Consider the following 20,814-nt stretch of genomic DNA (forward strand, 5'->3'; position numbering starts at 1 on the left):
AAGGGCTAAGATGCACATAAAATAAGCGCCAGTGCGATCGAAGAGCCCACTTATTACAATAGCTTAAAGGTCATGCTAAAACGGACTCATATCGATTATGATTAAATCCATGACTATTTCATGGTAATTTAAATCGCTTTCTCGGTAGCTCTAAGTATGCAACCGTAGATTAGCGCTTTTCCAAAGACAGGAGATAATATGAGCAGCGAAAGCGGATGCCCGTTTACAGGCGGAGGTCAGAAACTTACGGCTCGTCATAAGTTGTCGAACCGAGACTGGTGGCCGAAATATTTGAATCTGAACACCCTCCACCAGCACTCACCCAAAGCCAATCCCATGGGTGAGGCGTTCAACTACGCTCTTGAGTTCAAGAGCCTCGACTTAGCTGCTCTCAGGGCAGATATCTTCGACCTGATGACCACCTCTCAGGACTGGTGGCCAGCCGACTACGGTCATTATGGACCGCTCTTCATTCGGATGGCGTGGCACAGCGCAGGCACGTATCGGATTGGCGACGGTCGCGGTGGCGCAGGTTCGGGTAGCCAGAGGTTTGAGCCGCTCAACAGTTGGCCCGACAATGCCAACCTCGACAAGGCGCGCATGTTACTTTGGCCCGTCAAGCAGAAATACGGCAAGAAAATCTCGTGGGCTGACCTCATGATCTTCGCTGGCAACTGCGCGCTTGAGTCAATGGGCTTCAAGACGATCGGCTTTGCTGGCGGGCGCGAGGACGTCTGGGAGCCAGAGGAAGACATCTACTGGGGTTCTGAGAAAGTCTGGCTTGGCGACGAGCGTTATAGCGACGAGCGGGTGCTCCTAAATCCCCTCGCCGCCGTTCAGATGGGTCTGATCTACGTGAACCCAGAAGGGCCGAGCGGCGAGCCCGATCCGGTGGGATCGGGGCGCGATATTCGCGAGACCTTTGGTCGGATGGCGATGAACGATGAAGAAACGGTAGCGCTCGTTGCTGGTGGACATACCTTTGGCAAATGTCATGGTGCGGGCGAATCGTCACACGTCGGTCATGAGCCTGGAGGTGCTAGCATTGTGGAGCAGGGCCTCGGCTGGAAGAGCAGCTTCAACACGGGTGTTGGCGTCGATGCAATCACCAGCGGTATTGAAGGTGCATGGACTCCTACTCCGACGCAGTGGGACAACAGTTATCTCGACACCCTGTTCAAATATGACTGGGAACTGACAAAGAGTCCTGCTGGCGCGTGGCAATGGAAGCCTAAGAACGGTGCTGGCGCGGATACAGTCCCCGACGCGCACGATCCGTCGAAACGGCACGCCCCCATGATGACCACGGCGGACATGGCCATGAGGATGGACTCCATCTACGAGCCGATTGCGCGGCGTTACCACGAGAACCCGGATGAGTTCGCTGACGCATTTGCTAAGGCGTGGTTCAAGCTGACACATCGCGACATGGGTCCGCGATCGCGCTATCTCGGTTCAGAGGTTCCAGCCCAAGAGTTCTTGTGGCAAGACCCCATCCCCGCAGTCACCCATGAATTGATTGATGAACAGGACATGGCCGCTCTCAAAGGCAAGATTCTTGCTTCGGGAGTGTCTATCTCACAACTCGTTTCGACTGCCTGGGCGTCAGCGTCAACGTTCCGTGGGTCTGACAAGCGTGGTGGAGCGAACGGAGCGCGCATTCGTCTTGCGCCTCAGAAGGATTGGGAAGTCAACCAGCCGACCCAACTGGCAACGGTGCTGCAAACCCTGGAGGCGATCCAAGGGGAGTTCAACAGCTCGCAGTCTGGCGGAAAGCGGGTTTCGCTCGCTGACTTAATCGTTCTGGGCGGATGCGCGGGCATTGAACAAGCGGCGAAGAAGGCTGGGCATGAGGTCAAAGTTCCCTTCAAGCCAGGACGTGCGGATGCGTCGCAAGAGAAAACAGATGTCGAGTCCTTCGCCGTGCTTGAGCCAACCGCAGACGGGTTCCGCAACTACTCTAGCGGCAAACACAGCGAATCGCTTGAGGAGTTGCTAGTCGATCGGGCGCAATTGCTGACCTTGTCAGCACCTGAGATGACGGTTCTCGTGGGCGGCTTGCGCGTCCTGGGTGCGAACTTTGAAGCGTCTAAACACGGCGTCTTCACCGATCGCCCAGAGACGTTGACCAATGACTTCTTCGTGAACCTGCTTGACCTGGGCACGACTTGGAAGGCGACTACTGAAGATGAATATGAGTTCGAGGGGCGCAATCGCAGAACAGGCGAACTCAAGTGGACTGCTACTCGTGTTGACCTCATCTTCGGCTCAAACTCTCAGCTACGCGCCCTCGCGGAAGTCTACGGATCTAGGGACTCGCAGCAGAAATTTGTGCATGACTTTGTGGCAGCGTGGGATAAGGTGATGAACCTCGATCGCTTTGACCTCGCTTAGTCGAGAGCGCAAAGGTCTCTAGGGCGTGCCGTAGACATAGACAGCGCAACTACGAACTCCTCAAAATTTAGTTGACAGAGTATTAGTGGTTCATCGCATTAATTCTAAAGGGCTGTCAGATCTCCGACTTCTTAAAGGATAATGTTGGCGAATGGGGGGTAAGACCCCCTATTGTTTAATCAGAATGGAAGCAATTGCTATAAAGTGTGGGGGTGTTCCCTAGGCAAACACATTATCAAATTATTCTTAGCAGAAGTGAAACACGTCCTCAAGCTAAATTATACGGCTTTACCATCGGAGAACGAATTCCCTCCTTTCCATTACCGTTACAATCAGAAGATACAGAACCGATTTTAGATTTGCAATCTTTGTTGCATGGAATATACAATCGTGCAAGATATTATTTAGCAATTGATTATCATAAAGAACCAGTACCACCTCTAAAATTAGAAGATGCTGTATGGTCTGATACTCTTTTACGCGAACAACGCTTAAGGACTTAGTCATTATTCAAGGAAATTGTCAAGTTTTTCTCATAACTACTCCCGAACCAATACTACTTGGATAAGAATTTTTGTAGGTTGGGTAAACCCGTGAGGAAACCCAACAAATTCCTGTAAATGTTGGGTTTTGTTCCTCAAACGCCACTTTACTCAACTGGTGGACACATGAGCACTTTTTGTGGCTCCCCAACCTATGTGTTTTCGTATTTTTACGCTTACCCGACAAGTATTGACTCTCGAACCGCCAGCTATATTATTACCTATAGGCGTAGGGCTATACCGCACAACATTCAATGTGCGGCATAGCCCTACCTAACAAATATGGTAGGCATTTCTGTTACACGTTAATTCATCTTCCCGTTTATCTAGGGAGCTGGATTTACAAAAAATACGGTAGTCAACTGTGCAACCGCATTGGATGTTGGAATTTGACTTACGAGTCCACCGACTATATCGAAGCCTGGTATCCCAAGTGTTAAAGTAAAACCACCTTGTACGTCGTGTAATTCCTGTTCTGTAAGTTGGTCAAGAAAAGTTTCCGAATCTTTGAAAAGTTCAGAGCCTGGTAAATCGAAGATATTGATATTAATATCAGCCATAATTACTTTGTTCAGTATTGTAAACAACTAATTATTGTATAAAATTTATAAAAAGATTAACTACCATTGGCTGAATAAATCAGAAAAAAAGCCTTGTTTTTTGACTATTTATTGATTGTTTGGAGACTGATGTATTTTTACGTCTATAAACAAAATTACCGGACATTATTCAAATAATTATATAAAAAAACATCACTTGAAAGAGAAAAAAATAATGCATTTATTTCAATATGGAGGATTTTAGCAAACACAATTAAATCTTAACAGCAAAAACAAACACTCTTGCCAATATCAGTAGGGGTGGCTATAGTACACCCCTCTCATATGTAAATTATTAAATCATCACAGTCATGGGTGCTATCGTTTGTGCGATAAACCGTAGGCTTAAGTACAATACCCATAACTAACCTTCCACCAGATAGTCGATCTACTGAAGCCGCCGCTTTTGCCAGATGCAAGGGATGGCGTTGAGGAAAAATAATGCTCCCGGTTGCAAGGGTGATGGTGTGGGTGTGGGCTGCAATGTAACCAAGATACACCCAGGAGTCAAAGATTTGCCCAACATCGCCAAAACTGGGATCGTGAAGCGGCACATCCCGCACCCACAGTGTGGCAAAGCCCAATTCCTCAGCCCGTTGAGCTAGAATTACCTGGTTGTGCATGGTGGGAATACTACCTTTATAGGCTTCGATAGGGAAGAATACTCCAATCGTCAGTTGATTTTTTTTCGGCAAACATTCGTTGAAAACCTAATGGAAAGTTGTGATGCATCGTGAAAGTATTTAATTAAGTATTAGGATAAGGTGGAACTAACGGAAATCAATGGAGCCACCCGATCGCGCTGTCCGGGTGTCCAAGTTTCGCCCAGTAGTTTGTAGTTCATACGAGGAAAGAAACCATAACGTTGTCCTAATTCCCCACTCAGCAACGTCATGCGTTCAATCGTGCGGGCATTGGCAAGGCGTCCCGCATCAATGTAGCGAAAAGGTGTGTTCACAGCAACTTGGATCAAAGCTGATTTCGCTGATTCATCATCACTTACAACAAACACATCGCTAACGGTATCGCCAAAGGTTGGTTCATCAAACACTTCCCACCAGACATTTTTGAACGCTCCCACCACTCGTGTTTTAGGAAAACGGTGTTGAATCTGCTCGGCTCCGCTTGTATCCCAGGGCAAAATGAAATCGGTATAAGTGTCGTTGAACGGGTTAGAAATGTCCACATACACCTTGCCATCTAACTGATTCCGCAAGGGTTCCAGTGTCTCCAACATCCCATCCCTTAAAAACATAGCAGGCAAGACAATATCGGCATCGGCTGCATTTTCGTAGCTGCCAGATGACAGCATGGTTTGACCTAACCCACGCACAATTGCAGCAGAACGGTTTGGATCGCGAGAAGCCAGGATGACTTGTTGCCCTGCTCGAGCAAACATCTGTGCCAAACGCACTCCCATTCTGCCAGTTCCTAAAATTCCGATTGTTGTCATGACGCTCTCCTTCACTTCCTACTAGTTGGATGTTTATTAGGTAAAAAAATTAACCTTTGACTAACTGTATCAATTGCTCAATGACTTGATGGAAATGTGCTGTTCCACCATGAACGCGAGCAATCAGCATTCCTCCCTCCAGCAACCCAAAGATTAAAGCCGCCATCGCCGCGATGTCTCCAGGAAACCGGAAACTGCCATCCTGACAACCTTCCTTGAGGAAAGTCACCAGCCGTTCCTCATTTGCTTGATAGAACTGACGAACGCGCTCTACAGAAGGATGGTTCAGGGTTGCTAATTCTGCCCCTAACATCGCACATAAACATGCTTTATCCTGACTTCCACTACTGAGGGTGGCTTCATACAAACTGCAATATCGCCGCAGTTTTACCTCTGGCGAATCGCTAGAAGCAAGGATACCATCTACAATTCCCAAGAAGCGATCGTTGTATCGGTCAAGTAGCGCCGCCAGCAAATCGTCTTTTTTAGGAAAATGAGTATGGATACTTGCCTTGCGAATGCCGACAACCTCGCTGATATCTTGGTAGCTCATCCCATTCACGCCGAGACGTTGAATCAGATCTTGAGCCACGTCAAGAATTTGTGTTTTAGTATCTACTTCCTTCATGAATACATCCTATCTATAGGTAGGTAGGATGTCAAGCAATGACTGAAAACAGTAGAGTAACGTATAACGGGTTATAAAATTAAAATGGTACTGGGCTAAGTTCTGTCTGTTTCCCCTGATACGAATCGCTCTTTTTGAAGTTGCTTCTCATAAACGATTTCATACGGTTGATATCCAGCTTTACGATAGAACTTTGCTGCTTTTTCATTGCTACATAACAAACTGACTCTCACAACTTCTAACTTTAAGTCTAAGAACCAATTCTCAGCTGCTTTCATCAGTGCAGCACCTACGCCTGCTTCTCGCATTGTTTCCAAAACGTATAAGTCCGAGATATAACCGTATTTTCGCTCCCGCTCAACAATATGCAAATCCCCTTCATCCAGTTCTTCTACAAAACAGACTAAAAAACCAATGATGCTCTCCTTGGACTGGGCTACATAAATCTGACCATTTTGTTTCTTAACGATTTCTTCCAAATAAGCGAAATGTTCATTTCCAATCTGAGAACCTGATGATCTGTTGGGATGTAAATCAGATTCAGTATCTTGAAGCAATTCCATTAATTTGACCAGAACCGGACGATCTTGAGGCTCGGCACTACGAATTGTAAAATATAATGACATAAATCAGTATTCCATGTCGAACCAACATTGTATCCAAAAAGCTGATACGTGTAAAAAGTTACGGAGCCTGTCTGAAGACCGAGAAATTAAAAATTGCTCAATCTCAGGCTTAAATACTAAAAGACTACCCGTGAAACCGATAAAAGCTATTAGTATCCCTACAGCTAAACCAATATAGCGGTGCAGGATAAAAGCTATGTCACGGAATTTGCGTGATTTCATAACGGATGTGATACCTCTCAATTGATTTCAAATTAGAACTTGACTGAGACGGTTCCCAAAACTGTAAACGGTGCGCCAGGAGACAGCAGGAAACCTTGAGAATCGTAGTACTTGATATCAAGGAGGTTTTTAAAACTCAGTCCCACTTGGTAGTTTGCTTTCCGGTAAAATATTGTGGCATCAGTTCTCGCGTATGAAGGAATTGTAATGGTATTTGGCTGTTTTTCACTCGCAGGCTGTTCCTGTGGTGGTGTCTGTGAAGATGATGCAACTGCTGTAAAGCTAAAAATTAAACCCTCATCACTATCAAATAACTCAACTATTGGTTGCGTTCACCTTTACACCAGTCACGAGAGTCAGAGACTGGGGAATGGGTGATTGAGAAAAAGACTGTGACCGGTTAATCTGCCCAGTTCGATAGGCTTTCTGTGCCCAGACAGGTTGAGCCGTGACTGCTACTCCGGCTAAGTATAAACCAAAGAACAGTTGCAGTTATTTGCTTGGATCGGGGTGAATGTAATTGCAGTACGAGCAAGTTTGAGACGTATAATATAATGTCCGTTAGCATAACCATAATAAAAATTTCTTCATTTCTTAGCGCCTTTGCGTCTTTGCGTGAGTTTTATTTAGGGTATATAAGCGGACATGATATAAGCAGGTGGCACAAATATAACGGGAATTCTCGCTAAGTTAGCTTTTCGTACATATTGTGGAAAAGCGAGATATTACGCATAAGTTGATGGTGATAACATTTATAAAAAGTAGGTGAGCAAAAATAAATAGGTAATGTTACAAAATGTAAATACACTTATAGCCTTTACTAAGGATAAATAACGACCCGCATGAGTTAACTTTGACTGTGCCTACCTACTTAGGAAAAGTTAAAACTTCCTACCATTTCTTTAGGAAATGCATCTTTAAAATATATGTTGAGAAAATTAACAAAAAAGTTTCAAAATTTAACATTAGCGACAAAGCTAACCACATTACTACTTATAATATTTATTGGGGGAATTACATTAAGTAGTATAGCTTTTGCTCATCTTCTAAATTACCAAGCTGAAATTGCAGTCAAATCAAGAGCTCGCTTTATATTCCAGAATATAAATGCTGTACGGCAATATACACTTGATGAAGTGCAACCAGTCTTGGAACGACGCTTAAAAGATGATGAATTTGTACTGCAAGCTATCCCGTCTTACTCAGCAAGGAAAGTCTTTGGAACTCTACAAAAACAAGACCCAACTTACAATGACTTCTTTTATAAGGATGCGATGCTCAATCCTACCAATCTTCAAGATTTAGCTGATGGTTTTGAAACAACAATCGTGCAAAAATTCCAGCAAGCTAATAATCTTGAAAACACAACATCAGGATATCGTTGGATTAACGGAGAAAAATACTTTTACATTGCTAGTCCCTTAGCCATAACAGACTCAAGTTGTCTGAGATGTCATAGTACCCCAGATGTGGCTCCCAAGAGAATGATTAAAGTGTATGGATCGGAAAATGGATTTGGTTGGAAATTGAATGAAATTAATGGTGCTCAAATTGTTTCCGTTCCAGCAAATATAATTCTTGAGAGAGCTAACCAAGCATTGATGTTAGCAATAGGAATTATCACTCTAGTTTTTGCGATCGCGATATACGTAGCTAACCTATGGTTGAAGCGATATGTTATCCAACCTATCAAGGGTGTTGTTCGCGTTGCAGAAGCCGTAAGTACTGGTGATTTCGATGCTGAATTTGGGAAAGTGTCCAAAGATGAAATCGGCTCTCTTGTAGAAGCCTTTACTCGGATGAAGCTGAGTTTGCTTATGGCAATTCAAAGTTTTGAGCAACAGCGTCCAAAAGGATGAAGCTTTTATCCTTTAAACTTTATTTGAATGCGATTTCTAAATTCTTGTGCTCTTTGTTGGTGAGGAATTTTTGCTACCAAGATTTCTACCAATTGCTCTGGTGTTATATTTGGGTTATTAGCTATAGTGTCTTCAATAAGAACAGTAGCGAAAGGTCCCACAAAACTCACCAGTTCTTTACGACAATATTGTAAAAATTCTGGATCGTTAGCAGCAGGAAAGCTAGTGACCGCATCCTGAAAGAGATTTGTTTCCTGAGGTTTTTCTGTTTTTGACAGAAGAACTTGAGCGCGATTTCTAAACTCTTGCGATCTTTGTGAATGAGGAATTGCTACAGCCAGATGTTCAACAAGTTCTCTGGGTGTAAGCTGTGGGAATTGATTTAAAGTATTTTTAAGCAGAACACTAGCAAACGGTCCCACAAAACTCGTTAATTCTTGCTGACAAAATTCTAAAAACTCTGAGTCAATACCCCTGGTATTTTCAATATTAGTTTTGATATCGGGTAACTGTTGTTTCCATAGTTTATTTTCTTCTGCTTCTTCAGTCTTTGTAGCTTCAATCTCACCATTGCGGTCAGTTGGTTCCTTTTTATTTGGCTGGCTCACACCAAAATTAGCAGATAAAAGATGCGATTCTCCTTGGCTGCGATAAAAGCCTTGTAACTCATCAAAAACTTCTGTAGCTAACTGGTAACGGTCTAATGGATTCTCCGCTATCATTTTTTCCAGTATTTCACTCAATTGGGGACTCACCTTAGCATAGGAGCGCCACTGCCACTTTAGAGCCGGATCGAGCAACAAATTTGGCATTTTTCCAGTCAGAAGAACAATGGCAGAAACACCCAGTGCATATAGGTCGCTACAGGGATAGCATTGTCCCAGACGAAGTTGCTCTGGTGGCGAATAGCCAATTTTGCCTACTACTGAACCCATCACAGAATACTGGTCATTTTCAGGATCGGCATTCCAAACCTCAGAGACTTTCTGTTTAACAATTCCAAAGTCAATAAGCACGGGTTTCGACTGTTTCGGGGAAAGAATGACATTATCCGGTGCAATATCCCGATGAATGATATTCAACTGGTGAAGATAATCTAACACTGGCAGCAACTCCAATAACCATTGGATAACCTCAGCCTCAGAAAAAGGTTTTTTTTGCCTCGATTGGCGATCGCGCAGAAGTTGAGAATAGGTTTGACCCTCAATATATTCCTGCAAAATAAACAGCCGTTCTTGCTCGGTCAACCAAGCTAGAAATTTAGGTATTTGGGGATGATTAATTTGGTATAAAACTTTTGCTTCGCGCTCAAATAGGTCACGGTATTTGTTAAGTAAACGCTCTGATGTGTTTGGAGGTACAAATTCTTTAAGAACACAGGGTTCACCAAACCGCTGAGTATCGTACACCAAATAAGTTCTTCCGAAGCCTCCCTTTCCAAGAAGCTTGTTAATTAAATAACGATGACCAATCAAAGTTCCAGGTTGAATCTCAGCTAGCATGGTTGTGTTGTTGTTTATAAGTAAAATTTTACCTAATACAACACGAGCATCCCAAATGAGCGTTTTTGATGATTTTGTGGTGTGAGCCGAAAAGCAAGCTTATCCAAACACAGTAGCAAACCTTAAATCTCCTGACAGACCTCTCTTAAACGAGTGGCTGTCAGCGTAAGCCCCTGTTGTTGTAACGTTTCTAAGTATTCCTTAACTGCCTTGGGAGGTTTTTTCAGACGACTTCTTTGCCTTTGCGCTGCTTGGCAGACTGCTATGGAATCTAAATGAATAAGGTTTAGAATAAATTTGTCAGGATGCAGAGCCTGGACTCCATATGGAGCCAGATCTGTGTCGCGAAAGTCTCTAAGATTGAAAGTTACAATATAACTTGCATCACAGTGAATTGCAGCTGCTAAGACATGACGGTCATCCATATCTGGAAGTTGTAACTCTGGGATCGTTACTTCATAACCAGTTACTAGGCAACCTTCAACCTTGGCATTCATCAAATTTTTGGTTCTCGTAAGTCGTTCCAATGTCAAATCGGGACGATTTTTCAAAACGTTTCGTATCCACTCATCGTGAATTTCCTCAGTCCATCGTGCAGCAAACAAATTTGAGAGGGCAAGCTCCATTAAAAAATCACGAAGCGGTGCGGGATATAAAACGCTTGCATCATAGACAGCTCTGAAACTTGCCATGAATTTAATATCCCATATTCAATTCTTGAGCTTCGGCAGCCAGCTCATCTAAAATTTTCCTTCTTTCTTCATCATTTCGTTTCTTGTAATCCAGTACATCTTGACAACGCATCCGCCGACTTGTCCCTTCCATGCGATAAGGAATTTTTCCTGATTCCAGTAAACCCATCACATAGGCATGGGAAACACCGAGGATATCAGCAGCTTCGTAAACTTCAAGCTCCTGTCGAATTGGCTGCAACTTAACTGCGTTACCCCTAGCCATTTGTGCCAAAATCTCAACTAACTGGCAAAATGCGGACTCTGGGAGCGCAAAAGTTTCTCCCGTGTCACTTTGCATGAGCGCAATAGTACGGTTAGCTTGAGAATTTTGCAAATGCTTTGCTAATTTTTCATAACTTGCTTGAGCAACTGCTACCTCTTCTTCAGTCGGTAAAGCTGTATCTAAGGATTTGCGAAGGTCGAGTTTCATGAATTTTGACCTGTTGAATGTGTAACATTAAAGCTACTTAAGCTTTAACAATAGTAAGAATCCATAATTTTATTGTGAACTACCTTTCCTTGTAAAATTCCCCTTACCCAAGATATTCCTGAAATTAGTCACTAGTGAACCCATTAAGTCACTGGTCACTGGTCACTGCTCACTGGTCACTGCTCACTGATTAACCCAGCCGCAAACTCTATTGCTTCTGCTGCTGTGGAAACCTTACCCTCTATCTGGGCTAGAGCTATTTCGGTCAGCAGTTGACCCACGAGTGGCGAAGCAGGAATTTTTAAGGTTATCATTATATCATTGCCACTCACTATTGACGTGGGATGAGCGACCAGATCGTCAGGGTTAAGGTAGCGGGTGATCAAGGGTGCAGTCTCCCCTACCGAGGTTCCGTTTGCTATGGCTAAAGTAACAATTGCTGGAAATGCCAATCCTGCTTCTTGAAACAAGAAGTATTGTTCTCGTACAGACAATTGAGGTGTCTTGAACTGTGGTATCAGTTTTAAAGCTGTCAAAACAGCTTTGATTTCAGCACGGCTGTATGTGAGTGTCATCAACTCTGTTTCTGCTGTCTCTGGTTCGGGTTTGACAAGACAGGCTAGTTTTGCAATTCCCAACCATGTGGTTTTAACTGTGTCGCGTATATATTGAGAAAGTTCTACTCCCAGTTGATGCCATGTTTCTGCTATTTGAGATGCTGCTTTGTCAACTTCTGGAAGTCGCGAAATACTGTCTTTTGTCGAGTGTTTGAAGAACTGTGTCAACAAACCATCTTCCCAAGCTGCCATCGCCCAGGGAGTTCCTTGGGATGAATTGAGCATATAACCTAATTCTACCCTGACTCTTTCTGCTGCTACTGTGTTGATGTATGCAGCTAAAGAGCGAATTGTGTCTTGTGTATTTGACTCAATGGTAAAACCAAGTTGTGCTGCTTGGCGGTATGCTCGCATTAACCGCAACGGATCGTCTTCTAAGTTGGCAGGTGATATCATTCTTAAAAGACGCTGTTGCAAATCCGCATAGCCTTGCAGGGGATCGATGATTTCTTGAGTATAGGGATTGTATGCGATCGCATTCACTGTAAAATCCCGTCTTTGCAAGTCCGTTGTCAAACTATCCCCTTCCTGTTGGGCGAAGTCAACCGTAGCTTGAGGAAACACCACACGAGCAATTTGTCTTTTTGCATCAAGTAACACAAAACCCGCTTTATAATATGAAGCGATTTTGCGGGCTGTCTTGACAGCGTTCGATGGTAGTACAAAATCTAAATCCAGATATTCCCGTGTCCTAGAGAGAATCGCATCCCTCACAGCACCACCCACCAGATAAGCTGGTTGAGGCAATAACTCCAAGCTAAAAGGCCAATAATCTGGGGATAAAGTAGAAGGAACTGAAATAGTCATTGTAATAAAATTAAACCCAAGGACTGGGCAATATCAATTGCGCTTAAGCTAGAGTATCAATAAAGGTTCCTGGAATTAGTTCGATTATGTGTATTTGCGTGAACTGCCATTATGTAGATCGCTGTCTCACCTACCACGCGGTAGAAACGCAGCACGAGCAGCCCCACTTGACTGAAACACCAGATTTTGAGCCTAATGAACCTTCCATTAATGTTAACATCCGTCCGCGAGAGGATGTCATTGAAATGGAATGGGATGTTGTGGGATGTCTCAGCTTTAAGCGCGAAACGGGTAAGTGGTCTAAGTTACGTCCCGGTGAATTAGTGCCAACTTGATTGTTGGCGAGATTTCCATGAACGCCCCTTACCCTTATAAGAATGGGGCTATAGAAACGCGTGTCCGCCTATGCGACTCAATTACTGTACGTTCGCTTATTTGATGAGGGAGAGAGGAATTAATGCCTGACTAGGTAAGGAAAAACTGGCATTAAGGATCTGATTGTACTTATCCCGTGTAATACGTGGGGAAGGCTAAAAGAGAGTGAAGGTGTAATACATGGAAAAAGAAATCGGGGTTTTCGGATCTGACATGAGAAAAATGAATTGACTTAGCCGGTGTTAGATGAAACTTGGTCTTACCATGTATTACATGGTAAGGACCCACTCCACTATCACAGGAATATCGTCAATACGCAAGAGAAGTTATTTCCATTATTTTTTTCTGCGCTAGTATGTTGGCAAATACGGATAGACTTGTACATCCCACCGTATTGTCTCGTAGTCTTGTTCAAAAATCTGCGGAGGAGTCCTATAGTTTTGTTTTTTCGTGCCCACCTACTTATTTGGTTCAAAGCTATGAAGTTCTACAAGAGGCGATCGCCCTTTGAAATCACCCATTGAAACTTCAGAGCAACGATTCAAACAAAGGTTTTTAAATACCATCATTGCCATAGCATCTAACAACTTATTTGTTGTAAAAATTCCCTTATCATCATTAGGATTAGCTTCCGCAAACCAGAGTTGCAAGTTAGGCTTTACTAGCCGAAAATCATCAAAGCCATTTAACGCTTGATATTTTTCCTGAAACTTATCAAAAATCGCTACTAATATTTTATACTTGATTCTGTGCCAACTAAGCGGTTCCATTCCGTAAGATTTTTTTCGGTATGCCAATTTGTCCGGTAACCATTGTTTTGCCATTTCTCGGATAATTTTCTTATCCCAAAACAGGATTTGTTGCATACTGGGTGGAATTGCCGCCAAGTATTCTACCAGACGATGATCCAAGAAAGGAACGCGAGCTTCGATACCTTGACCAGAAGAGCTTCTGTCTTCGTGCCAGAGATTGTATTGTTGTAGCGTTAGGATGCGCCGTAACATTTCTCTTTGAAAAGCAGTACACTCTGATGGTAAAGATATTGACTCCTCTCCTAATAAGTCAAACAGATATGACCCATCTTTTAAGCTCATCGGCTTTTTGAGTTTGCTTACGTTTTGCTTTGCTTGAGTCAAATTACTACTGAAACTATTCCAGTCTGATTGGGGAATATCTTCTGCAATTGAATAACCTCCTGCAAATTCATCAGAACCCTGTCCTAACAAAATCACCTTCAACTCAGGTATCAGAGTTTTGACATAGCGGTGAAGCTCAGACTTTAACATGAATTCTATATAAAATACCGGGGCATCTATTAACCAAATAAAATATTCAAATTTTTCTAAAGAAAAATGGATGTCCTCTAGAATTTTCTCTGGGTCAAACCAAACAGGATGAAAGGGTAAGTTTAGATAATCACACAGGTCACGCGCTGTTTGGGCATCTCCAACCTCTAAGGAAAAATCAGAGACCATTGTAAAACAATGTAAATCTTTTTTGTATTGACTTGCTGCTGCTACAATCGCACTCGAATCAAGACCACCGCTCAAAAAAGCTCCCACAGGTACATCACTCATCAGTTGCTTCTTCACACTGTCAGCAAACAGCTCGCGGTACTCTGTAATGTAATCTTGGGGTGAACGATGGTCTTCTTCTGGTTCAGTTACGAAATAGTGACTCAATTCCCAATAGCAGTTTATCTCAAGAGTCGCCTGTTGAGCGTTGTAGGTTAAATAATGTCCGCCTGGTAATCTTTTGATTCCTTTAACATAGGATGTAGATGCACTTAAATTTGTTTTATCCTGCCATTGGGGTATGTTAGGAGCATCTGGATGTACTAACAACGATGTTAATGTGGAGCCAAATATAAATTGCGAGCCGACTTGGCAATAGTACAACGGTTTGATGCCTAGGCGATCGCGTGCCAAAACTAATTCTTGCCTTTGGGTATCCCAAATGGCGAGCGCAAACATACCATTCAACTGCTGAAGTGCTTCTATACCGCATTCAGTATACAAGTGCAAAACCACTTCTGCATCGGAATGACTACGAAAATCATACTTAGATTCCAACTGTGAGCGCAGCTCTTTGTAATTATAAATTTCTCCATTACAGACTACGAACATCGTTTGCTGTTGATTCCAAATTGGCTGCTTTCCTCCTGCAACGTCTATGATTGATAAGCGTCTAAATACTAGAGATAAGCGCTCCGAGTCAAACAACTGCTCGTCATCTGGACCCCTTTGAGACAATTGCTCGCTCATTTGGGTCAAAATATCAAGGCGCTGGGCATTTTCGCACAACTGAACTCCACTAGTTGCGAAACCTGCAAATCCACACATTACTTTTCCACCTTCCTGTTTTCTCTGATTGTTAACTTTAGTTCACAAGTTACGTGGAGTCTTGTTGGGTATTAGTCAGGAGATTAATAATATTCAATTGCAACAAGATCGAGTATTATTTACGAGTACAAAGAGCTATGGGGCATATTCTATCTGAATTCTAGCTTCCACGTTGCCCCTGAAGGGTTTGACAGCTACCAAGCTATAGCAGTCCTAAATGATTTACAAACACCTCTTCCTTGTCTTCCTTGTCTCCCTTGTTTGGCTCTCAAATAGGATTGCTATATTAACCCAAGTTGCTAATTATTAAAAAGAGCCTTTTTTTAAGTACAAAGTCTAAATTTATGGTATTTCCCAATACTTAACATAGCGTTTTCTGTATCAATTAAGATACCATTTAGGGACACTAACTAGCAATTTACGTTGTTAAGTAAAGCTCTCTCTACTGACGGCTCTATTTTTAGCCTAGTTGAGCAATTACTTAGAAGTTAACCGATGATGGGTTAACGCAATGGCATTCAGCTTTCTTGCAACGATGGAAGAGTTTAGAAGAATATGCCAAGAAGTACCGAGGATTTTGCCATTCGTACAAACAGAGAAAGAAAACCCCAAAACGATGCTATCGGAGAAGCAAGCTGTTCGGGGATTCTCTATCGAACGGTGGCTCTTTCTCACTTCACACATCGGGCACCGAATAAGCAATGCCGTGTTCCCTACCCGTGCCAGATATCGAAAAACAACCTATTAGTACGGTTTGTCCGTCAGTTGATTGAGGCAAATAGAGCGCCAATAGAAGCGAGAAAAGACTTTTGACCTTTTTTGAAGGTAAGTCAGATGAATGGCTAATTTGTCGATGGCAATCACCTACAACCACCAATACAATCAAAATTAAACTACCACTAACTAGACCAAACTTGCTAACAAGGCAGGAGAAATAGATGCGGTTACTCCACCATCAGTGCCGCCATACATAGAAGCAAACACGCCGCCATTTACGACTTCAGCTGTCAACTCTTCTTCAGACAAATCAACAGGCATACCTGCGTGGGAACGCATAGCAGGCTCAGAAAGTTTGGGCTGGAGGCAACGGTTTTCTTTTTGATTTTCTGGTCTCATAATAGATTTCTCCACTTGAAGTAAATCGAATCAAAAATTTTCCTCTACAAAGAAAGCTTGAAATCCAAAAATTCTTTAAGAGAAACTTTTTCTATCTTTATACCACGAGTAATTAGAGTTAGCAATAATCAAAATCGCAAATTTTTCCTAAAGGCGAGCACCTCGAAGAATCTAAGTACAATCCAACAGCAAAATATACCTGATTAATAATGAAAGCTTATCTTTGCTCTTATATCAATTTCACTATAGTATTGAAGATGCATGGAATAGCCAGATAAAAGCAGATTGTCGTTGTTTTTGAATGATTTGACTGAAAATATTTCGATTGAAATACGCGAAGCTTGCAATAAAAAAAAATTATTTTACATTTTAAGAAGAGCAGCGAGTAGTGGAGATAAAATTGTATTTCAAATTACAAAAAAAGATTCGCTCTGTTGGATAAAAACTTTTCTATTTTTGGTGACAGGAGTCATATATAATGTTCAATTGAAAATATCTTGAGTGTAATTGTTGCTTGTAGTCAATCAATTATGGATTATTCTATTGAAATTTACTTAAGCAATAAGAAAATGCTCAAACTAAATTTTTAAAATTCTCCAGACGCTAAAATTTTTTTGCGAATACTTCATGTCTAAAGTCAAGACAATCCCTGGACTGACAGATCTTTGGGAGCAAACACTGGGCAACTCGGAAATTTATGTAGCGGTGCTGGATGGGTTATTCGATCGCTCTCATCCTTGCTTCCTTGGAGCCGATTTGACCCAACTTCCCACCTTAGTAGATCCTACCCCGATTCCTGATGGGCCGATGTACCACCACGGTACTCATATCACCAGTGTGATTTTTGGACAACCTGGTTCGTCCGTTGAGGGAATTGCCCCCCAATGTAAGGGGTTGATTATTCCCATGTTTTCCGACAAGAATCGTCTGTCCCAACTCGATGTGGCACGGGCGATCGAACAGGCAGTGCAGGCAGGGGCGCACATTATTAATATTAGTGGCGGGGAGTTCTCAGACTATGGCGAGGCAGATGGATTTTTAAAACAAGCCGTTGCTTTGTGTCAAGAAAAGAATGTTTTAATCGTGGCAGCAGCCGGAAATAACGGTTGTGACTGCTTGCACGTCCCTGCTGCCCTGCCTGCGGTGCTGGCGGTGGGAGCGATGGACGATCGCGGTCAACCCATTGACTATAGCAACTGGGGCGATGCCTACCAAACTCAAGGCATTCTTGCTCCTGGCGAGAAAATTTTAGGAGCAAAACCAGGTGGGGGAACCGTCGAATTAAGCGGGACGAGCTTTGCTACCCCGATTGTGACGGGAGTCGCCGCGCTGTTGTTGAGCTTGCAACAGCAGCGCGGGGAAAAACCCGACCCCCAAAAAGTTCGAGCCGCCATTTTGCAAAGTGCCGTTCCTTGCGAACTGATTGAAGTTGGCGATCGCCGTCGCTGTTTAGTCGGCAAACTGAATATTCTTGGTGCAATAGAAAAACTCAAAGGAGGAATAATGTCAGAAGAACAAGAAGCCATGAGCGCATTCGATTGTGGTTGTGGGGGTACTGATACAAGCTATCCCCTATCCATCAACCAGTTAGGGAGTAGCGATGTTGTAGCCGCGAACGCAGAAGTAAACAGTTCCCAAAATGCCAGTGTTACAGAAGCGGCGGCTGGAGTAGTAGAGATGCCTACCCTAGCTTCAGTTCCCAGTGTTTCCCTAAACACCATCCCCACTCAAGGATTTATGCCCAATTCTGCTAACGCCCCTTTACCCGAACCTGCTGCCTACCAAAACTTTTTTCAATCCTCTATGACACAGAATCCACCCATGTCTTATCCTGTTGCTTCCTCAGTCACTGCCAGCCAAGCTCCTAGTGATATCAATCCCAATACTTTAGTCTATGCCCTGGGTACGTTGGGCTATGACTTTGGCACAGACGCTAGACGCGACTCGTTTAAACAATTAATGCCGGGAGTTGCAGTTGATAATACATTGGTTCCCGCCAATCCCTACGATGCTCGGCAAATGGTAGATTATCTGGCAGACAACCTCTCTGAAGCCAAATCCTTAATTTGGACGCTGAACCTGGAATTAACTCCAATTTATGCGATCGAACCCAAGGGAGCTTTTGCTAGAGATGTCTATGCAGTATTACAAGAACTCCTATCTGGGCAGATTCAAGCTGAAGATAATGCAGACTATGTAGAACGGGTCAGCATCCCCGGAATTATCACCGGACGCACTGTTAAACTCTTTTCCGGGCAAATTGTTCCCGTAATTGAGCCACAGAATACGCGGGGGGTGTATGGTTGGAAAATCAACACCCTAATCGGTGCGGCATTAGATACAATCGGCACCCAAGTGGCAGAAACAGACGAAGGCAATGTCCGCAGAACTTTAGGTGGCTTCCTCAACCGCATCTATTATGATTTCCGCAATTTAGGAACCACTTCTGGTGACCGCGCCCTAAATTTTGCTACCACTAATGCCTTCCAAGCGGCGACCACCTTTGCTCAAGCCGTGGCAGAAGGAATGGAACTCGATACGATTACCGTTGAGAAAAGTCCTTTCTGTCGGGTGGATAGTGATTGTTGGGACGTGAAGCTAAAATTCTTCGACCCGGAAAACAACCGCCGTGCTAAAAAAGTCTTCCGTTTTACCATTGATGTCAGCGATATAGTTCCCGTCACCTTGGGCGAAGTTCGCACTTGGTCTACTGCATACTAAAGCTTGGCTATGCAATTTTCAACGAACAATACCCAGAGCCATGCACCGCTTGACCCCCATTTGCAAAGCGTGGCTCAGTTTTATAACCGGATGCCGATTAACCACAGTAAAGTGGTTTCTGCAAGCTACCCCCTCACTCAAGAGCCCGATCCACATTTACAGAAAGTAAAAATTTTATACGATGCTAATTCTGTTCCCTGCGATCGGGCTACTATTCAAAGTACAACCTGGTCAGATTACGGCAATAAAGACATCGCTAAATCTCACAATCTCTACTACGCTCAGCAAGCCGGAATTAAGTCAGGGGATTACGTCCTTGATGCTGGCTGTGGCATCGGGGGGCCGGCAATTGATATTGCTAGCACCATTCCCCATGTCAAAATTGAAGCCATTAATCTATCCTCAGAGCAGGTTAAGCAAGCTAGAGTACAAGTCGCCAAAGCAGGACTGAGCGATCGCATTCGGGTTACAGAAGCCGACTTACACAATATACCCTTCCCCGATGGTGTTTTTGATGTAGTGTTGCTGCTTGAGAGCCTTGCTTACTCTCAAACAAGACAACAGGCTCTCTGGGAAGCTTATCGGGTTTTGCGTCCTGGTGGATGTCTTTACATCAAAGATATTTTCTGTAAAGAGGGGCTTTTGTCTCACCAAGAACAGCAGGAACTGCCACAGTTTCAAACCCTTTATCTATACCACACCCCTCAGTTGAGTCAGGCGGCTGAAGAGGTACGTTTAGCTGGTTTTGAGGCAATTCAGGTTAAGGATATCAGTGAAATTCTTAATTTTGAGAAGTTTCTAATATTCATGGCTCGAACACAGGGCTTCCAAAACCTGCCACTGATTGCCGGAGAAATTAAGGCTCGTAAACCTGTTTCGGTTTCTTATGTCAGTCCCAGCCAAAGCCTTGAAGTTCCCATCCAAAGCCGAACCAGCCGTTTAGTTTATGCCCTCGGTACATTAGGCTACGATTTTGGCACAGAAGCGCGGCGAGATTCCTTCAAGCAACTGATGCCTGGGATTGCGATTGATAACACATTGGTTCCCGCCAATCCCTACGATGCTCGTCAGATGGTTGATTATCTGGTAAATAATCCAACGGATGCCAAATCATTAATTTGGACGCTAAATCTGGAATTAACTCCAATTTATGCGATTGAACCGATAGAGGCTTTTGCCAGTGATGTTTATGAAACTTTACAACTTCTATTAGCCGGACAAATAGAAGCCGAAGACAGCGCAAACTACATCGAACGAGTGAGCATTCCAGCAAGACTCAGCGATAGAACCGTTCAGCTTTTTTCTGGACAAATCGTTCCGGTAATCGAGCCAGAAAATATTCGGGGGATGTACGGTTGGAAAGTCAATAGCCTTGCTAGCGCCGCCCTAGGGGTGGTACAAGCCGAAACAGGGGCAGTCAATGCACAAAGATCGCAGCGCAGCTTGAGCAGTTTACTCAACCGCATTTACTACGACCTGCGAAACTGGGGGCAAACCGATCGAGACCGGGCGCTTAATTTTGCAGCAACCAATGCTTTTCAAGCGGCTTCTACCTTTGCCGAGGCACTCGCGGCGGGCATGGAACTTGACAGCATCGAAGTCTTTAAAAGTGCCTACTGTCGCTATGATAGCAACTGTTGGGACGTGAAATTGAAGTTTTTTGACCCAGAAAATAACCGTCGGGCGAGAAAAATCTTCCGTTTCACTATTGATGTGCGCGATATCATGCCCGTTACCTTGGGCGAGGTACGTTCTTGGACTGTACCTTCATAATCTAACCCCCAATGCTTGCAGGGAAGGGAGAAAAGCCCCTCTCCTGTCACCAGAGGTGTTGGGGCAGAGGTCAA

The 20,814-nt window shown here is 43.7% G+C and carries 19 protein-coding genes; 7 read left to right on the forward strand and 12 right to left on the reverse strand.

What is annotated here, in order from left to right; translation table 11 throughout:
• Window positions 1–198: 198 nt before the first annotated feature.
• Together katG and F7734_RS23540 are read left to right on the forward strand one after the other, a co-directional pair.
• On the forward strand, window positions 199–2,394 hold the full coding sequence (gene katG, locus F7734_RS23535; RefSeq protein WP_155746912.1) for a catalase/peroxidase HPI: 2,196 nt from the start codon (window positions 199–201) through the stop codon (window positions 2,392–2,394).
• 212 nt (window positions 2,395–2,606) lie between these two features.
• Window positions 2,607–2,897, forward strand: a complete 291-nt coding sequence (locus F7734_RS23540; RefSeq protein WP_347566269.1) for a DUF4058 family protein — start codon at window positions 2,607–2,609, stop codon at window positions 2,895–2,897.
• A gap of 365 nt (window positions 2,898–3,262) precedes the next feature.
• Here F7734_RS23540 and F7734_RS23545 read toward each other — a convergent pair whose 3' ends face one another.
• The 6 genes from F7734_RS23545 to F7734_RS23570 all read right to left on the reverse strand — a co-directional run bounded on the left by F7734_RS23545 (window position 3,263) and on the right by F7734_RS23570 (window position 6,464).
• Window positions 3,263–3,496 carry a hypothetical protein gene (locus F7734_RS23545; RefSeq protein ID WP_155746913.1) on the reverse strand — a complete coding sequence of 78 codons (234 nt, stop codon included), beginning with the start codon at window positions 3,494–3,496 and terminating at the stop codon, window positions 3,263–3,265.
• A gap of 320 nt (window positions 3,497–3,816) precedes the next feature.
• Window positions 3,817–4,230 (reverse strand): LLM class flavin-dependent oxidoreductase, encoded by a 414-nt coding sequence (locus F7734_RS23550; RefSeq protein WP_155746914.1) that lies wholly within the window; start codon window positions 4,228–4,230, stop codon window positions 3,817–3,819.
• 59 nt (window positions 4,231–4,289) lie between these two features.
• The gene (locus F7734_RS23555) at window positions 4,290–4,988 is read right to left on the reverse strand and encodes an NAD(P)-binding domain-containing protein (protein ID WP_155746915.1); all 699 of its coding nucleotides are present in this window, start codon (window positions 4,986–4,988) and stop codon (window positions 4,290–4,292) included.
• Window positions 4,989–5,037: 49 nt separating this feature from the next.
• Entirely contained in the window at window positions 5,038–5,616 is a 579-nt protein-coding gene (locus F7734_RS23560; protein ID WP_155746916.1) for a TetR/AcrR family transcriptional regulator, read from the reverse strand.
• A 95-nt stretch (window positions 5,617–5,711) separates the two neighbouring features.
• Window positions 5,712–6,242 carry a GNAT family N-acetyltransferase gene (locus F7734_RS23565; protein ID WP_155746917.1) on the reverse strand — a complete coding sequence of 177 codons (531 nt, stop codon included), beginning with the start codon at window positions 6,240–6,242 and terminating at the stop codon, window positions 5,712–5,714.
• Between the two features lie 3 nt (window positions 6,243–6,245).
• The gene (locus F7734_RS23570; protein WP_155746918.1) at window positions 6,246–6,464 is read right to left on the reverse strand and encodes a PepSY-associated TM helix domain-containing protein; all 219 of its coding nucleotides are present in this window, start codon (window positions 6,462–6,464) and stop codon (window positions 6,246–6,248) included.
• Window positions 6,465–7,390: 926 nt separating this feature from the next.
• On the opposite strand from F7734_RS23570, the gene F7734_RS23585 reads away from it, so the two are divergent.
• The gene (locus tag F7734_RS23585; protein ID WP_155746920.1) at window positions 7,391–8,323 is read left to right on the forward strand and encodes a DUF3365 domain-containing protein; all 933 of its coding nucleotides are present in this window, start codon (window positions 7,391–7,393) and stop codon (window positions 8,321–8,323) included.
• Window positions 8,324–8,328: 5 nt separating this feature from the next.
• Here the strand turns inward: F7734_RS23585 and F7734_RS23590 are convergent, their stop codons facing one another.
• From F7734_RS23590 to F7734_RS23605, 4 genes are all read right to left on the reverse strand, one after another.
• Window positions 8,329–9,825, reverse strand: coding sequence for a serine/threonine-protein kinase (locus F7734_RS23590; protein WP_155746921.1), 1,497 nt, complete (start codon window positions 9,823–9,825; stop codon window positions 8,329–8,331).
• A 122-nt stretch (window positions 9,826–9,947) separates the two neighbouring features.
• Window positions 9,948–10,517 (reverse strand): PIN domain-containing protein, encoded by a 570-nt coding sequence (locus F7734_RS23595; protein WP_155746922.1) that lies wholly within the window; start codon window positions 10,515–10,517, stop codon window positions 9,948–9,950.
• Window positions 10,518–10,521: 4 nt separating this feature from the next.
• Window positions 10,522–10,989, reverse strand: coding sequence for a helix-turn-helix domain-containing protein (locus F7734_RS23600; RefSeq protein ID WP_155746923.1), 468 nt, complete (start codon window positions 10,987–10,989; stop codon window positions 10,522–10,524).
• 176 nt (window positions 10,990–11,165) lie between these two features.
• Window positions 11,166–12,413: a CCA tRNA nucleotidyltransferase gene (locus F7734_RS23605; protein WP_155746924.1), complete on the reverse strand. Its 1,248-nt coding sequence runs from the start codon at window positions 12,411–12,413 to the stop codon at window positions 11,166–11,168.
• An 86-nt stretch (window positions 12,414–12,499) separates the two neighbouring features.
• Between F7734_RS23605 and F7734_RS23610 the strand changes: the two genes are divergently transcribed.
• Window positions 12,500–12,748 (forward strand): Ycf34 family protein, encoded by a 249-nt coding sequence (locus F7734_RS23610; protein WP_155746925.1) that lies wholly within the window; start codon window positions 12,500–12,502, stop codon window positions 12,746–12,748.
• A 498-nt stretch (window positions 12,749–13,246) separates the two neighbouring features.
• On the opposite strand, the gene asnB is transcribed toward F7734_RS23610, so the two are convergent.
• Window positions 13,247–15,130 (reverse strand): asparagine synthase (glutamine-hydrolyzing), encoded by a 1,884-nt coding sequence (asnB, locus tag F7734_RS23615; protein WP_155746926.1) that lies wholly within the window; start codon window positions 15,128–15,130, stop codon window positions 13,247–13,249.
• 555 nt (window positions 15,131–15,685) lie between these two features.
• Here asnB and F7734_RS23620 point away from each other — a divergent pair.
• Window positions 15,686–15,943, forward strand: coding sequence for a hypothetical protein (locus F7734_RS23620; protein WP_155746927.1), 258 nt, complete (start codon window positions 15,686–15,688; stop codon window positions 15,941–15,943).
• A 90-nt stretch (window positions 15,944–16,033) separates the two neighbouring features.
• Here F7734_RS23620 and F7734_RS23625 read toward each other — a convergent pair whose 3' ends face one another.
• Window positions 16,034–16,246, reverse strand: coding sequence for a hypothetical protein (locus F7734_RS23625; protein WP_155746928.1), 213 nt, complete (start codon window positions 16,244–16,246; stop codon window positions 16,034–16,036).
• A 627-nt stretch (window positions 16,247–16,873) separates the two neighbouring features.
• On the opposite strand from F7734_RS23625, the gene F7734_RS23630 reads away from it, so the two are divergent.
• Window positions 16,874–18,967 carry a PatA/PatG family cyanobactin maturation protease gene (locus F7734_RS23630; protein WP_155746929.1) on the forward strand — a complete coding sequence of 698 codons (2,094 nt, stop codon included), beginning with the start codon at window positions 16,874–16,876 and terminating at the stop codon, window positions 18,965–18,967.
• Window positions 18,968–18,976: 9 nt separating this feature from the next.
• Window positions 18,977–20,740 (forward strand): PatA/PatG family cyanobactin maturation protease, encoded by a 1,764-nt coding sequence (locus F7734_RS23635; protein WP_207714190.1) that lies wholly within the window; start codon window positions 18,977–18,979, stop codon window positions 20,738–20,740.
• Window positions 20,741–20,814 lie beyond the last annotated feature (74 nt).

The organism is Scytonema sp. UIC 10036 (assembly GCF_009725235.1).